The organism is Pseudomonas sp. A0308, assembly GCF_044218815.1.
Lineage (GTDB): Bacteria > Pseudomonadota > Gammaproteobacteria > Pseudomonadales > Pseudomonadaceae > Aquipseudomonas > Aquipseudomonas iridis.
Genome location: NZ_CP162581.1, coordinates 5932617 through 5946144, shown reverse-complemented (window position 1 = coordinate 5946144; position 13528 = coordinate 5932617). Strand labels below are relative to the sequence as shown.

15 protein-coding genes are annotated in these 13528 nt (G+C 60.0%); 8 read left to right on the top strand and 7 right to left on the bottom strand.

Translation table 11 applies throughout. The features are described 5' to 3' along the window. Positions 1–101 precede the first annotated feature (101 nt). Entirely contained in the window at positions 102–551 is a 450-nt protein-coding gene (locus AB4P92_RS27490; protein WP_047301775.1) for an NUDIX domain-containing protein, read from the top strand. A 246-nt stretch (positions 552–797) separates the two neighbouring features. Here the strand turns inward: AB4P92_RS27490 and AB4P92_RS27485 are convergent, their stop codons facing one another. From AB4P92_RS27485 to AB4P92_RS27460, 6 genes are all read right to left on the bottom strand, one after another. Beyond that, positions 798–1454: a DUF2931 family protein gene (locus AB4P92_RS27485; RefSeq protein ID WP_042559594.1), complete on the bottom strand. Its 657-nt coding sequence runs from the start codon at positions 1452–1454 to the stop codon at positions 798–800. Next, complete coding sequence (locus AB4P92_RS27480; RefSeq protein ID WP_395598476.1) at positions 1454–2995, bottom strand: phospholipase effector Tle1 domain-containing protein; 1542 nt, start codon at positions 2993–2995, stop codon at positions 1454–1456. Before AB4P92_RS27480 ends, AB4P92_RS27485 begins: the two co-directional genes overlap by 1 nt. Before the next feature lie 138 nt (positions 2996–3133). Beyond that, positions 3134–3496 (bottom strand): DUF6124 family protein, encoded by a 363-nt coding sequence (locus AB4P92_RS27475; RefSeq protein WP_395598475.1) that lies wholly within the window; start codon positions 3494–3496, stop codon positions 3134–3136. Between the two features lie 640 nt (positions 3497–4136). Next, complete coding sequence (locus tag AB4P92_RS27470; RefSeq protein ID WP_395598474.1) at positions 4137–4616, bottom strand: GNAT family N-acetyltransferase; 480 nt, start codon at positions 4614–4616, stop codon at positions 4137–4139. 13 nt (positions 4617–4629) lie between these two features. Further along, complete coding sequence (locus AB4P92_RS27465; RefSeq protein ID WP_042559598.1) at positions 4630–4845, bottom strand: DUF4287 domain-containing protein; 216 nt, start codon at positions 4843–4845, stop codon at positions 4630–4632. Between the two features lie 214 nt (positions 4846–5059). Further along, complete coding sequence (locus AB4P92_RS27460; RefSeq protein ID WP_395598473.1) at positions 5060–5614, bottom strand: cytochrome b; 555 nt, start codon at positions 5612–5614, stop codon at positions 5060–5062. A 209-nt stretch (positions 5615–5823) separates the two neighbouring features. Between AB4P92_RS27460 and AB4P92_RS27455 the strand changes: the two genes are divergently transcribed. The 7 genes from AB4P92_RS27455 to AB4P92_RS27425 are packed head-to-tail and all read left to right on the top strand — an operon-like array spanning position 5824 to position 12121. Beyond that, on the top strand, positions 5824–6501 hold the full coding sequence (locus tag AB4P92_RS27455) for a thermostable hemolysin (RefSeq protein WP_395598472.1): 678 nt from the start codon (positions 5824–5826) through the stop codon (positions 6499–6501). Then, on the top strand, positions 6491–7972 hold the full coding sequence (locus AB4P92_RS27450) for an AMP-binding protein (protein ID WP_395598471.1): 1482 nt from the start codon (positions 6491–6493) through the stop codon (positions 7970–7972). The genes AB4P92_RS27455 and AB4P92_RS27450 overlap by 11 nt, the downstream gene beginning before the upstream one ends. After that, complete coding sequence (locus AB4P92_RS27445; protein WP_395598470.1) at positions 7969–8643, top strand: TenA family transcriptional regulator; 675 nt, start codon at positions 7969–7971, stop codon at positions 8641–8643. Before AB4P92_RS27450 ends, AB4P92_RS27445 begins: the two co-directional genes overlap by 4 nt. After that, positions 8630–9439, top strand: coding sequence for an SDR family oxidoreductase (locus AB4P92_RS27440; RefSeq protein ID WP_395598469.1), 810 nt, complete (start codon positions 8630–8632; stop codon positions 9437–9439). The genes AB4P92_RS27445 and AB4P92_RS27440 overlap by 14 nt, the downstream gene beginning before the upstream one ends. Next, a complete protein-coding gene (locus AB4P92_RS27435; RefSeq protein ID WP_042559605.1) occupies positions 9436–10080 on the top strand; it encodes a tetratricopeptide repeat protein in 645 nt (214 codons plus the stop codon). The genes AB4P92_RS27440 and AB4P92_RS27435 overlap by 4 nt, the downstream gene beginning before the upstream one ends. A gap of 11 nt (positions 10081–10091) precedes the next feature. Continuing rightward, positions 10092–10754 (top strand): response regulator, encoded by a 663-nt coding sequence (locus AB4P92_RS27430; RefSeq protein WP_042559606.1) that lies wholly within the window; start codon positions 10092–10094, stop codon positions 10752–10754. Then, positions 10751–12121, top strand: a complete 1371-nt coding sequence (locus tag AB4P92_RS27425; protein WP_042559607.1) for an ATP-binding protein — start codon at positions 10751–10753, stop codon at positions 12119–12121. The genes AB4P92_RS27430 and AB4P92_RS27425 overlap by 4 nt, the downstream gene beginning before the upstream one ends. Positions 12122–12135: 14 nt before the next feature. Here the strand turns inward: AB4P92_RS27425 and AB4P92_RS27420 are convergent, their stop codons facing one another. Beyond that, positions 12136–13395, bottom strand: a complete 1260-nt coding sequence (locus AB4P92_RS27420) for an MFS transporter (protein WP_273875404.1) — start codon at positions 13393–13395, stop codon at positions 12136–12138. Positions 13396–13528 lie beyond the last annotated feature (133 nt).

The window sequence follows — 13528 nt, the reverse complement described above, 5'->3', positions numbered from 1 at the left end:
GGTGGCAGCCATCGCCATTAGCCAACATCAGAATATCTGGCCCACTCACGCAGAGGATGAGGCCGAAAAATGTGAGCATCGTTGCCGATAAGGAAATCGCCATGTCACCGAACAAGGCCTGTCCCGTCATCCTCTCCAGTTTTCCTGCCACCCATATCCTTCTGTTCCGCCATCCAACAGCAGGTGTACAAATGGTAAAAGGGACAATTGAGCCAGGTGAAACTCCAGCTCAGACCGCGCTGCGTGAATTGAGCGAAGAATCCGGCATAGGGACTGCCTCGCTGGTCAGCGACATGGGTTGCTGGGATGCAGAGCATCTCGACCAGATATGGTCATTCCAACTGTGTTTCACGCAGGAAAATTTGCCGCAGCAATGGAACCATCTCACGCTCGATGACCATGGCCATAGCTTCAGCTTTTTTTGGGCTCCATTCGATAATTTACCTTATGCCGACTGCCATCCGGTCTTCCGTCGAGCATTACGGTTCCTGACTGCCAAGTTGACAGCGAAAGGGTGTGTGTTGGCTCACGATCAAAGCAGAAACACGTGATCCAAACTCTGGCTTGATATTCTCAGGCGGCTTTCGAGCGGCCGCATCGAGGCCAGAGAGTGTGCACGCTCATAAACTGATCGCCCTGGATCATTGACGGCGCTGTCCTCCCCCACGCCCTCATGTATACGGGCTCGGTAGACTCGAGCTACCACGACTCGGATTCGGGATCGGTTTTGCCTGATAGCGGGTCTGAAGATTGGCATCCGGCCAAGAACAATGTGCGTAGCTTTATTGGTCCACCGCTTACCAACTTCCGTAAGGAATGCCGTACTTCTCGATATAGCGCTTGGACTTTTCACTGACCGGGTATGCGTAACGCCCTTGGTTCTTGCCCTGACTAGGGCCTAACGGTTCGATCTCGGCTTTGGCTTTGCCCACTTTGACCGGACGGTGGCAGGAATCTCGAACAAATATTTGCACGACGCCTCCGGGAGCCAGGCCCAAGTAAATAGACGCGCTATAGCTGGCCTGTTCATCTGGAGTCTCAGGGCATCGCTGATTAACGGAAGCCGCCATCAGTTGTCTCGCTTCTTCGGGCACATCCACCCAAACCTGATAGGTCTGTGGCTCGACAATGGATTGCCAGCGCACGTAAATGCGTTTGGGTAGATCAGCGCCAATCACTGCTTTTGCTGCAGCTCCTACAGCGTGCCAACCTCGCGCGGATTCTTTACCGTTTTCTGGTTCCCCGCCGGCGGCCGTACCTCCTCCTGTGCGCTTGAACAGTTTGCCGTTTATGTCTTCAACGGCACTGTCCTCAACCCACACCTTCATGTAATAGGGCTCGGTAAACGCGAGTTCCCACGATTCGGATTTGGGATCGGTTTTGGCTGAAAGGGTTGCAGCAGCTTGGCAGCCGCCCATGATCAATAAGCACAGCAGTGTTAGAAGAACTTTCATTACCAAAGCTTCCAGTCAGCAACGTGTGGGTGTTGCACGCGGATCGAGTCTTCCGTCGGGGCGTTGATGTAAACAGCCCTGATGCCGCTGCCATCTCTTCGACCGAGGGGATGGTTCCAGTTGGCGGACGTGTGAATGTACTTCAGTTTCAGAAGTTGGTCTTCTTGCTCTGTGACGGTGTAGTCACCGGCCAGGAATTTATCGCATAAGGCTTGAAGCTCTGAGGGTATTGCCAGATCCGGAGTGTCTGGTATGTCGTTGAGACGAGCACCCTTTTCTTTCGCCAAACGGTGCATCACGCGCAAATACACCCTGGACAACAGGCCGCTCACCGGGCGTTTGAGTTGAAGTGCGGCGTACACGCGCTTTTGACTTGAGCTGAGCCTGTCTTGCGGGCTATTTGGCATCGGATGCGCGTCTGGGGTCACAACTTCGAGCATGTCCGCAGGCCAGCCTTTGGCCAACCATTGGCTCTTGGCGCTAACAGCATCGCGGTAGATCGAGGTGGTAGTGACATCAGTATTCAGAGCCACGGTCAGTGTTTGCATGGGAGTGACCAGAACACATTCTTGCGCCTCTTCGAGGTATCCGCCTCCGATGTCAGAGTGCACGCCCGGAAGGGTTATTTCCAGATGATCGGCTTTGACGCGACTGAGTGCGAAGTTGGCTCGACACTCATCACGGGCGGACAATTGAACTACGTCTGAAAAAAATCGCCGGTCGAGGTAAAGCTTGACGCCCGTCGCCACGGAGCTCTTGATGTTCCCAAAATTAGACCAGCCGGCAATCGATGGGACAGTATCGAACAAGCCGATAAAGCCCATATTGATGTCGCTTTTATATTGGTCGTTGAATTTGGAACTGAAGGCTCTCGGCAAGTTGCGCAGAACGGTGCCAAGTGGTCCGCGACTGGTGCGGACTATCTCGTTGGCAAAATGGCGAGCCGCCGCCGCGCCACGACTGAATCCGAAAGTATCGAAGGTCAGGGACGTAATTTCACTTCCAGGGTTATCGATTAACACCCGACTGATAGCTTGTTGAATGATTGGAAAAGAGGATTCGACTCTTCCAGCAACACCCGTTTCTCCGCGCCCAGTGCCCGCTCCGAACGTACTATCCTCTTCTCCGGATCGTGTGCCGATACCCTCGACATAGACGACGCGCGAGGTGCTCTTTTGCGAGCCCTCGCCTACCGCCTCTGGTGTAGCGTCATATAAGTCGCTCAGTCTTTTCACATTGCTAATGTCGTTACCGTAACTGCTGTCCGGATCACTCATGTACGGCATGCAACTAGCAGGAATATCCTCAGGCGCAATCGGATGCTGCGCACCACACAGCAACCCAGCTGCCGTATTGTTCGCATTATTTCCAGTGCCATCAAAGAACACGCCAATCCGCAGCGCGATGCCGATTTTCTCAGGCTCGGGTGCGGGTTCTTTCCCGTGTTTTTCGTATTCCGCCCAGCGCTGGGCGTGGATATCGACGGGTTTGGCTTCTTCGTAGCGATAATTTTTCGGGGGGTTGGGGACGTAGCCGCTCAATCCTTGATTCCTTGCTCTGATCCTTGAGAACGGCCCGAAGGGTGACAGCCGGGGCTTGGGGGCGCAAGGCGTGGCCGTGTGCCAGTGCGGTTGAGACAGTGTGATGTGACGAGGGTTTCCCCTCGTCTTGGCGGAGGGCTATTTCGTGATTACGATGTTGTCCAGCGCTTGGTTTACGGCCAGTTCGCCGAGCATTACGACCTGCGCGATTCCCAGCGCAGTTTTGCGGTGGGAGATGTCCAGCATGGCGGCGAAGTTGTTGAGCATTTCGCTGGCCGAACCGAGGGTTTCGCTGGCGTTGGCTAGCAGCGATTCGGTGTCGTACTTCGGGTTGGCGAAGTACATGCGGTCAGGCTCGTTGGTGCTGGCCATGATTTGGTCGGCAGGCTTGAGGTAGTGGTCGAGGGCGCGTTCGGCGGCTTCGTGGAATTTCCTGGAATCGGGGGATTCGTAGGGGGATGTGGGGTCGGTTTCTGGCGGGTTGGGTGTTGGTTTGAACATGGTGAAACTCCTGATTTTTCAATAGGAGCTACCAACATCACTTGCAGATGATGGGTGGCAGCTATGCGCGGGTCTGCAAGACCGGGAAACCAGGCACCCGGCAGACCCGAGGGTCTCCCGCACAAAGCCGCCATTGAGTGGACACAAATGAGTGTCCCTTGGCAGGGCTATGCGACTGGTTTCGGCGGGCTTGCAGACCCGATCACTGATGTGCAGTGACGGGAATCAAGTTACGGGGGGAGTTCCAGGCGCACAAGCCGGCGGATTCTGGCGTAGTCGTAGGCGATGGCGCAAGACGTTGTAGGGCTTGGGTCGTTACTGGAGGCTTCGTTTAAACAGCATCGGAATTGTCTGTTTATTTTGGTCTGGGATTCAGATGGTGGCTGGGCCGGCGCCATCGCTGGCAAGCCAGCTCCCACAGGGTTTTAGGCTGGTTTTGGATTTTTGGTGATTGGGCTGGTGTCTTCGCGAGCAGGCTCGCTCCCACAGGTTTTGGGGATGATCTGGGATTCAGGTGGTGGCTGGGCCGGTGTTATCGCTGGCAGGCCAGCTCCCACAGGGGTTTTGGCTGGTTTGGGATATTTGGTGACTGGGCCGGCGTCATCGCTGGCAAGCCAGCTCCCACAGGTTTGCGGGCTGTTCAGGTTCGGTGGCGGGTCATTTGGATCAGGGCTGATCGTCCACCATTTGGCGCCGGGCGTTCTTCGATGCCGAACGGGACGAAGCCGAGTTTCGGGTAGAGCAGCAGGCCGGCGGTGTTTTGGTTGAAGCAGGAAATCTGCACCTCGTCGGCTTGATACTTTTCGAACGCCAGTGCCGTCATGGTCGTGACGATGAAGCCGGCCACGCCTTGGCCGCGTGCACTGGGCGCGACGATGACGTTGCCGATGCAGCAGATGCCGTTGTGTTCGGCGCGGTAGAAATTGGCGAAGCCGACAACTACACCATCATCTTCGAAAACCGTGGAGTCGAAGCGCTGGCTGATGGCGGTGTGCAGTTGTTCTTCCGTCAGCGGGAAGTGCGCTTTCGGGAACATGAAAAACAGTTCTTGCTCGCCTTGGGGAAAGCCGCAAATCGTTTTGACGTCGGTGGCCTGAACCGGCCGATGGGTAAAGTTCATCACTGCCCTGCCCTCACTTTTTGCCGCTGGCCAGATGATGCGCAACCAACGCATTGGCATGCCCGTGGCCCATGCCGTGTTCTTCCTTGAGCCATGCCACCAGTTCCATGTGTTTTTTGTCGGTGACGCTGGCGAGCAGGTTCAGCCAGTGGTCGATGGGTTGGCCGTACTTCTTTTCGATGGAGGGGAAGTAGGACGCCGGGCCTTTTACCTTGTTGTCTTCGCTCATGCTGCACGCTCCGTGGGCTCGCGACGGAGGGTCGGCGGACGCTCCTTGTCGGCAAGGCCTAAGCGTGCACGCGAAGTGCGGATCCGGCAACTGCCCCGCGCTACGGGACACTGCAAAACACTGTGGGAGCGAGCCTGCTCGCGAAGGTGTCGTGTCAGCCAACATCATCGGATGACACACCGCTTTCGCGAGCAGGCTCGCTCCCACAAAGAGATCAGCGTGTGCCTGTGCGCCCTGGCAGCATGCGCACCAGCGTGTTGTCGCGCACCCAATAATGGTGAAACAACCCCGCCAACGCATGCAGGCCGATCAGCCAGTAGCCGGTGCTGCCGATCAGTTCGTGCCAGTACTTCAGGCGTTTGGCGAAGTCTGGGTCGATGGCGACCGGGGCCGGTACGTGGAAGCCGAAGTACGGGAACGGTTTGTCGCCAGCGGCGAGCATCAGCCAGGCGAGGATCGGGGTGGCGATCATCAGGCCGTAGAGGGCCAGGTGCATCAGGTGCGAGATGCCGGTTTGCCACGCTGGGGGTTTGGGGGTGATTGGTGGGCGCGGGGTCAGGCGACCGAGCAGGCGGACCCATACCAGGGCGAAGATGCTGGCGCCGAACAGGCCGTGAAAGCCCATCAGCAGGCCGCGCGCTTCGCTGCCCTTGGGCATGTAGCCCTTGATTTCGACGCACGCGTAGACGCCGACGAACAGCGCCAGCATCAGCCAGTGCATCGTGATTGAAAGTTTTCCATAACGGTTTACGGCGTTGTCGCGGGTCATAAGTAGCGCCTCGTGATTGTCGTGAGTGACGGTCGATGCGCTCGACGGTCACGTTCCTTGGGCCGGGCGAACCGACGGTGTGAGCCTGCCCGGCCAGTCTTAAGACAGTCTGAAGATCGGCTCACAGGTTAACCTTTTTTTACCTTCAGACTTCGTTAAGAAATGGCTTGGATACTCCTCTCAAACCTATTGAGGGAGGCGTTCTGCCCATGCCCGATTTCGACTGGAACATCCCCCTGCCCCTGCACTTCGGCCAAGCCGATACGCCGCAGATGACGCTGACCAATGCCTTGCCGGATGACGGGCAACGGTCGGCATTCGAGACGTTTATTCAGCAGCGCTTTCGCAAAGCCCACGGCGCTGACATCCGCCATTTCATGCCCGAGCTGTTCGGCATGCACAACGCCGCAGGTGAGCTGTGCGCGGTGGCCGGTGTCCGTCGTGCCCATTTGGAGCCGCTGTTTCTTGAGCGCTACCTGGATGAACCGATCGAGCCGCTGATCAGCGCGGCGGCGGATCGCCCGGTGACGCGCAACGGCATCGTCGAAGTCGGCAACCTTGCCGCCAGCGACACTGGCAGTGCGCGTCTGAGCATCATCGCCATCACTTACTTACTGGCCATGGGCGGTCTGGAATGGGTGACGTTCACCGGCAATATCGGGTTGGTCAACAGCTTCCATCGTCTCGGCCTGAAGCCAGTGACATTATGCGCCGCAGACCCGGAGCGACTGGGTGACGAGCGTCAATATTGGGGCAGTTATTACGAGAGCAAACCCTGGGTTCACGTCGGCAATATCCGAGCCGGGTTTATCCATTTGCGCAATATCGGACTGTTCAACCGGCTGGGACTGCCGACTTCGATTGAAGGAGCTTTCCATGTCGCTTGAACTGCAACGCTTTCAGGAAACCCTGCGCAGCCATGCCGGGCGCAATGACAACGCGGTCGCGCTGTGGGGCGATACGCTGAAAATCGATTACACGACCCTCTACGCCGAGGTGCTGTATCGCCAGGAGCGTTTGCGCGATGAACACGTGCAAGTGGTCGCACTGGTGCTGGATAACGGCGTCGACGCGATGCTTTGGGATTTGGCAGTGCTGTTCGAAGGCCTGACGTGTGTGACGCTGCCGCCGTTTTTCAGCCCGGCGCAACGCGCCCATTGTCTGGAGCTGAGTCAGGCTGAACGGGTGATTGCCGAACCAGAACTGGAAGCCGAGTTGCTCGGCGCCGGTTACGTGAAGAACGGCGAGTTCTGGTGCCGCACATTCAGTGGACCGAGCCGCATGCCCGCCGGCACCGCCAAACTGACCTTCACTTCCGGTACCACCGGCACGCCCAAAGGGGTATGCCTGAGCGCCGACAGCTTACTGCGGGTTGCACGCGAGCTGGATCAGGCGAGCGAACCGACCGGTCCGGCGCATCATCTGGCGCTGTTACCGCTGGCGATTCTGCTGGAAAACCTCGGTTGTTATGCGGCGCTGTATGCCGGTGCGATGTTGAGTCTGCCGAGTCAGAAGACCCTCGGCATTCAGGGCGCCAGCGGCGTCGATGTGCCGCGCCTGTTGGGCTATCTGGCCAGCCGTGCACCGGAGAGCCTGATTCTGGTGCCGCAGCTGTTGCTGATGCTGGTCAGCGCCGCCGAGCAAAAAGCCTTCGATCCACAAAAACTGCGTTTTGCCGCCGTCGGCGGCGCGCGGGTTTCCGAGGATCTGCTGCACCGGGCACAACGTGTCGGCCTGCCGGTTTATGAAGGTTATGGCTTGTCCGAATGTGCGTCGGTGGTGTGCCTCAATCGCCCCGGTGCCCGGCGCCCAGGCAGCGTCGGCAGGCCCCTGCCGCATGTCGAAGTGCGGTTGGCCGAGGACGGCGAAGTGCTGATCAAGGGTTCGCCGCTGCTGGGTTACCTGGGGGATGCGCCGTACGCCGAAGAATGGTGGCCGAGCGGCGACCTGGGTGAGTTCGACCCGGAAGGTTTCCTCTTTCTCAAGGGTCGCAAGAAGCATCAGTTCGTTACCAGTTTCGGGCGCAACGTCAACCCGGAATGGGTCGAGTCGGAGCTGACCCAGCGCCGCCACATCGCCCAGGCCTTCGTCTACGGCGAAGCGATGCCGCACAACCACGCCCTGCTCTGGCCGCATCGCGCCGATTGCAGCGACGCTGACCTGGCTGCGGCCGTCGCCGAAGCCAACGAAGCCTTGCCCGATTACGCCCAGGTACATCGCTGGACGCGTCTATCGCACCCCTTCACCGCCGCCAATGGCCTGCTCACCGCCAATGGCCGCCCGCGCCGCGAAGCCATCGTCGCGCATTACCACACCCAATTAACCGAATCCGTTATCTGCGAGGCATCCGCATCATGAGTTTTTTCGACACCCTGCAAGAAGCCACACAACGGGAACGCCACGAGCTGTTCAACCTGCCGATCATCGTTGATGCGCTGCAAGGCAAGGTCAGCCTTCAGAGCTATCGGGAATTTCTCGCCCAGGCCTATTACCACGTGCGCCACACGGTGCCGTTAATGATGGCTTGCGGCGCGCGTTTGCCGACACGCCTTGAGTGGCTGCGCAAAGCCGTGTGCGAGTACATCGAAGAAGAATACGGCCACGAACAGTGGGTGCTCAACGATATTGCCGCGTGTGGCGGTGACCGTGATGCGGTGCGCGATGGTCAGCCGTCGCTGTCGATCGAGTTGATGGTCAGCTTTCTGTACGACCTGATCGCCCGGGGCAATCCGGTGGGGTTGTTCGGCATGGTCAATGTGCTTGAAGGCACCAGCATTGCCCTGGCCACCCACGCGGCGGGCAGCATTCGCGAGCGGCTGGCGTTACCGGAAACGGCGTTCAGCTACCTCAGTTCCCACGGTTCGCTGGACATCGAGCACATGCAGACCTATCGCCACCTGATGAACCAGCTCGAGGACCCGCAAGACCAGGCCGCCGTGATCCACGCCTCGAAAATCGTGTATCGCCTGTACACCGATATGTTCCGTGGCTTGCCGCGTGAAGTGCAGGCTCAACATGCAGCTGCATGAAGCGCGTGTTGTCCTGACCGGCGCCAGTGGCGGTATCGGCATGGCCATCACCAGTGCCTTGTGCGCCGCCGGTGCGCGGGTGCTGGCCGTGGCCCGGCATCAGGAAGCGCTGCTGCCGTTGCTTGAGCGGTATCCGCAGAATTTGTACTGGGTCGGCGCCGACCTGACCTTCCTCAGCGACCGGCGCAAAGTGCTGGCCGCCGCCGAGGGCATCGGCGGTATCAACCTGCTGATCAACGCGGCCGGGGTCAACCACTTCGCCATGCTCGAACAGCTGGACGACAGCGACATCAACACCATGCTGGCGGTGAATGTCAGTGCGCCGATCTGCCTGACGAAACTGCTGTTACCGCTGCTCAAGCAAGCGGACAGCGCCATGGTGGTCAACGTTGGCTCCACCTATGGCTCGATCGGTTATGCCGGTTATGCCAGTTACTGCGCGAGCAAGTTTGCCTTGCGCGGTTTCTCCGAAGCGCTGCGCCGGGAGCTGGCTGACACGCGGGTCAGCGTTCTTTACGTCGCGCCGCGCGCCACCCGCACGTCGATGAACAGCTCGGCCGCGCAAGCCTTGAACGATGCGCTCAAGGCCAACGTCGACGATCCGCAAACCGTGGCGTCGGCGGTGATCCACGCAATCGCCGGCGATCGCCGCGATTTGTATCTGGGGTGGCCGGAGCGGTTCTTCGTACGCCTGAACAATTTACTGCCGCATCTGGTGGATCGTGGCCTGCGCAAGCAGTTGCCGCTGATCCGACGCTTCAGCGAAAAAACCGACAACGAGATCCTCAAACCATGAAAAAAGTCTTCGCCTGCCTGCTGCTCGGTGCCCTCAGCCAATCCGTCTGGGCGCTGGACGCCGCCGATCAACAACGCCTCGCCGGGATCCAGCAGAGCTGGGCACACATCCAATATGAAGTCGCGGAAAAACAGCGCGCCGCTGCCTTCGAACAGCTCTCAACCGAGGCCACTGCGTTTACCACGCAACGACCCGCCGTGGCCGAAGCGTGGATCTGGAAGGGCATCGTCACCAGCAGTTGGGCCGGCGCCGAAGGTGGGCTCGGCGCCCTGGGCAAAGCCAAGGACGCCAAGGCTGACCTGGAAAAATCCCTGACCCTCGATCCCAAAGCCTTGAATGGCTCGGCATACACCAGCCTCGCCGCGCTGTACGACCGGGTGCCGGGCTGGCCGATCGGTTTTGGTGACAGCGACAAGGCCGAGCAATTGCTCAAGCAGGCGTTGCAACTGAACCCCAACGGCATCGACAGCCTGTACTTCTGGGGTGATCACCTCTACCGTGAAAAACGCTACGCTGAAGCCAAGGCAGCGCTGCAAAAAGCCCTGCAAGCTGCACCGCGCCCAGGCCGCGAAAGCGCCGACGCCGGGCGCCGCAAAGAGATCGCCGCCCTGCTGGTGGACGTCAACAAGAAACTCGACTGAAAGGAGTGCGCGTGCGTTTATTACTGATTGAGGATGACGTCGCGCTCGGTGAAGGCATTCATCAGGCGCTGGGGCGTGAGGGTTACACCGTCGACTGGCTCAAGGACGGCAGCAGTGCGTTGCATGCACTGCTCAGTGAAACCTTCGACCTGGCGGTACTCGATCTCGGTCTGCCGCGCATGGACGGCCTCGAAGTGCTGCGCCGTTTGCGCGACAGCGGTTCGAATCTGCCGGTGCTGATTCTTACGGCCCGCGATGCCACCGAAGACCGCATCGCCGGGCTCGATGCCGGGGCCGACGATTATCTGGTCAAACCGTTCGATCTGGCCGAACTCAAGGCGCGATTGCGCGCTCTGTTGCGGCGCAGTGCCGGGCGCGCTCAGGCACTGATCGAACACGCCGGCATCAGCCTCAACCCCGGTACCCAGCAGGTCAGTTATCAGGGCCAACCTGTGGCGCTGACCCCCAAGGAATATCAGTTGCTGCACGAATTGCTCTCGCCGCCGGGTCGGGTGATGACCCGCGATCAACTGATTCAGTTGCTCTACGGCTGGAACGAGGAAGCCGAAAGCAACACTCTGGAAGTGCACATCCATCACCTGCGCAAAAAGTTCTCCACCGACCTGATCCGCACCATCCGTGGCGTGGGTTATCTGGTGGAGGAGCGTCGATGACTTCAATCCGGCGCCGCACGCTGACGCTGATCATCGGCCTGCTGCTGGCCGGCCTGGCAGTGCTCAGCACGTTCAATGTGCATGACAGCAACCACGAAATCGCTGAAGTCTACGATGCTCAACTGGCGCAGAACGCGCGTCTGTTGCAAGGCGTGATGCGCATGCCGATGGCGAGCACCGAACACGCGCAGTTGTATCAAGCGTTCAATCAGGCCCTGGGCGAAGCCAAGCCACGGGTCGATGGCCATCCTTACGAAAGCAAGATCGCCTTTCAGGTATGGAACCCCAGAGGTGAAGTGCTGGTACACACCGCCAGCGCGCCCTCCTTCACCGCACCACCGACCCGACCGGGCTTCAGCGACGTGGTGGATTTGAAAGGCCGGCAATGGCGGGCGTTCATGCTGGAAGACAAGCAGAACGGCCTGCGCATCTGGGTTGGCGAGCGCGATGATGTGCGCGCCGATCTGGTCGACCGCATCGTGCGGCACACCCTGTGGCCGAATATGCTCGGTAGCCTGATTCTGGCGGCGATGATCTGGCTCGCTATCGGCTGGGGCCTCAAGCCACTGGCGAACATGGCCGCCACCCTGCGCGCCCGTCACAGTGGTTCGCTGGAGCCACTGCAACTCACGCCGCTACCCAGCGAACTGGAGCCGATGCAAGCTGCCCTTAACCGCATGCTCGCGCAGATCCAGGAAGTGCTCGGCCGCGAACGCCGCTTCATCGCTGACGCCGCCCACGAAATGCGCACTCCGCTGGCGGTGCTGCGCGTGCATGCGCAAAACCTGCTGGAGGCCGGCACCGAGCAGGAGCGCCGCGAATCCCTGGAATTTCTGATCTCCGGCGTCGACCGCACCAGCCGTCTGGTCAACCAGTTGCTGACCATGGCACGCCTCGAACCGAAATCCGACCCGCCGCCGCTGCAACGCATCGACCTCAGCGAAACCGTGCGCAACAGCCTGGTGCAACTGACGCCGTGGCTGTTAAGCAAACAGCTGGAACTGACCTTCGAGGACAGCGCCGAACCGTTCCACGTCATGGCCAGCGCCGCCGCCCTCGACATTGCGTTGAACAACCTGATCACCAACGCCGCCAACTTCTCCCCGGAGCACGGCATCATCACCGTGACCCTGACCCGAGCCGACGGCTTCTGTCATTTGAGCGTCGACGATCAGGGGCCGGGAATCGATGAGGCGGATCGCGCCCGGCTGTTCGAACGCTTCTACAGCCGGGGCAATGCACAGGGCGCGGGATTGGGGCTGACCATCGTCAACACCATTGCTACGCGCTTGGGCGGACGTATTACCCTGGTCAATCGGCAAGAAGGTGGGTTACACGCGACGCTGTCGATTCCTGACGGCCAATGACCCGGCTGCCAGGTTCACGGCACTATTAGCGGCGGGGGCATTTCCTGCAGATCATCCTGCGCAGTCGAGCGCGGCAACGTTTCCGGCACTGTCAGCCACAACAGCATCAGCGCCGCTGCGGCCACCGCCGCCAGGGTCAGGAATGCGGCGCTGTAGCCGGCGGCCTGCACCACAAATCCGGCCAGACCATTGCTCAAGGCCGCGCCGAGGCCAAAGACCGTCGACAACGCACCCAGGCTGATATTGAAGTGGCCGGTGCCGAGGGTCAGGTCTTTCACCACCACCGGAAACAGCGCGCCAAAAACCCCGGCGCCGATGCCATCGAGCAATTGCACCGAAACCAGCCACCAAGGGTCGTTGGACAGCACGTAAAGTACGCCGCGCAACGGCAGAATCAGGAACCCGGCAAGCAGCAACGGCTTGCGCCCCCACACATCGGCCTTGGCCCCGACCAGCAAGGCGACCGGCACCATCACCAGTTGCGCGGCGACGATGCACGCCGAGGTCAGCGGCGTGGCCATCTGCAGATTGGCCTGTGCCAGTTTCTGACTCACCAGCGGCAGCATGGCCGCGTTCGCCAGGTGGAACAACGCGCAGCACACGGCGAACATCAGCAGCGGTCTGTTCTTGAGCAACACCGAGAACCCCGAGGGCTGCGCACCATGCCCTGCACCGCCGGGATCCAGGCCCCGTGCCAGGTCATGGTCAATGGCCGCCGGCGAGACAAAGGCGACCGCGATAATGCTGGCCAACGCCATCACCGCCATCAGGTAAAACACCGCCACCGGGCCGAACAGGTAGGCAAACAATCCGGCCAACAAGGCGGCGCAGGCGTTGCCCGCGTGGTTGAACGTTTCGTTGCGGCCGGTGCGTCGGGTGAAGGCGCGTGGCCCGGTAATGCCTAAGGTGATCGCCGAGATGGCCGGCGCGAAGATCGACGCAGCGACGGCGCTGAGGGCTTGAGTCAAGGTCACCAGACTGAATGACGCAACGAACGGCAGCAGCAGGCAACTGCCGGTGACCAGCAGCGCGGCAATCACGATCAACGCCCGCTTGTAGCGCGTATTGTCGACCAGGGCGCCCGCCGGTGTCTGGGTGATCAGCGCGGCGATCCCGGCGATGGTCATCACCAGGCCGATGCTGGCCGGGTCCCAGTGGTGAACCGCCAGCAGGTAAATCGCCAGATAGGGACCGAGGCCGTCGCGTACGTCGGCAAGGAAGAAATTCAGGCTGTCCAACGACAGGTTGTTTCGGCGATCCAGGTGTGTGGCCACGGCAGCGTCTTCGAGGGTCGAGGTCGTTCGGGTTGAATTGACCTCCGCAGATTGAGTGACCCCTGGCCAGATGTTTTAGTTTCACCGCCCGACGGACATGAAAAAACCCGCCCGGCAAATACCGGGCGGGCCA

Bases quoted from the DNA above. Each gene is read 5' to 3' on its own strand.
- AB4P92_RS27490 (WP_047301775.1), top strand. From the start codon at position 102: ATGTCACCGAACAAGGCCTGTCCCGTCATCCTCTCCAGTTTTCCTGCC.
- AB4P92_RS27485 (WP_042559594.1), bottom strand. From the start codon at position 1,454: ATGAAAGTTCTTCTAACACTGCTGTGCTTATTGATCATGGGCGGCTGC.
- AB4P92_RS27475 (WP_395598475.1), bottom strand. From the start codon at position 3,496: ATGTTCAAACCAACACCCAACCCGCCAGAAACCGACCCCACATCCCCC.
- AB4P92_RS27470 (WP_395598474.1), bottom strand. From the start codon at position 4,616: ATGAACTTTACCCATCGGCCGGTTCAGGCCACCGACGTCAAAACGATT.
- AB4P92_RS27465 (WP_042559598.1), bottom strand. From the start codon at position 4,845: ATGAGCGAAGACAACAAGGTAAAAGGCCCGGCGTCCTACTTCCCCTCC.
- AB4P92_RS27460 (WP_395598473.1), bottom strand. From the start codon at position 5,614: ATGACCCGCGACAACGCCGTAAACCGTTATGGAAAACTTTCAATCACG.
- AB4P92_RS27455 (WP_395598472.1), top strand. From the start codon at position 5,824: ATGCCCGATTTCGACTGGAACATCCCCCTGCCCCTGCACTTCGGCCAA.
- AB4P92_RS27450 (WP_395598471.1), top strand. From the start codon at position 6,491: ATGTCGCTTGAACTGCAACGCTTTCAGGAAACCCTGCGCAGCCATGCC.
- AB4P92_RS27445 (WP_395598470.1), top strand. From the start codon at position 7,969: ATGAGTTTTTTCGACACCCTGCAAGAAGCCACACAACGGGAACGCCAC.
- AB4P92_RS27440 (WP_395598469.1), top strand. From the start codon at position 8,630: ATGCAGCTGCATGAAGCGCGTGTTGTCCTGACCGGCGCCAGTGGCGGT.
- AB4P92_RS27435 (WP_042559605.1), top strand. From the start codon at position 9,436: ATGAAAAAAGTCTTCGCCTGCCTGCTGCTCGGTGCCCTCAGCCAATCC.
- AB4P92_RS27425 (WP_042559607.1), top strand. From the start codon at position 10,751: ATGACTTCAATCCGGCGCCGCACGCTGACGCTGATCATCGGCCTGCTG.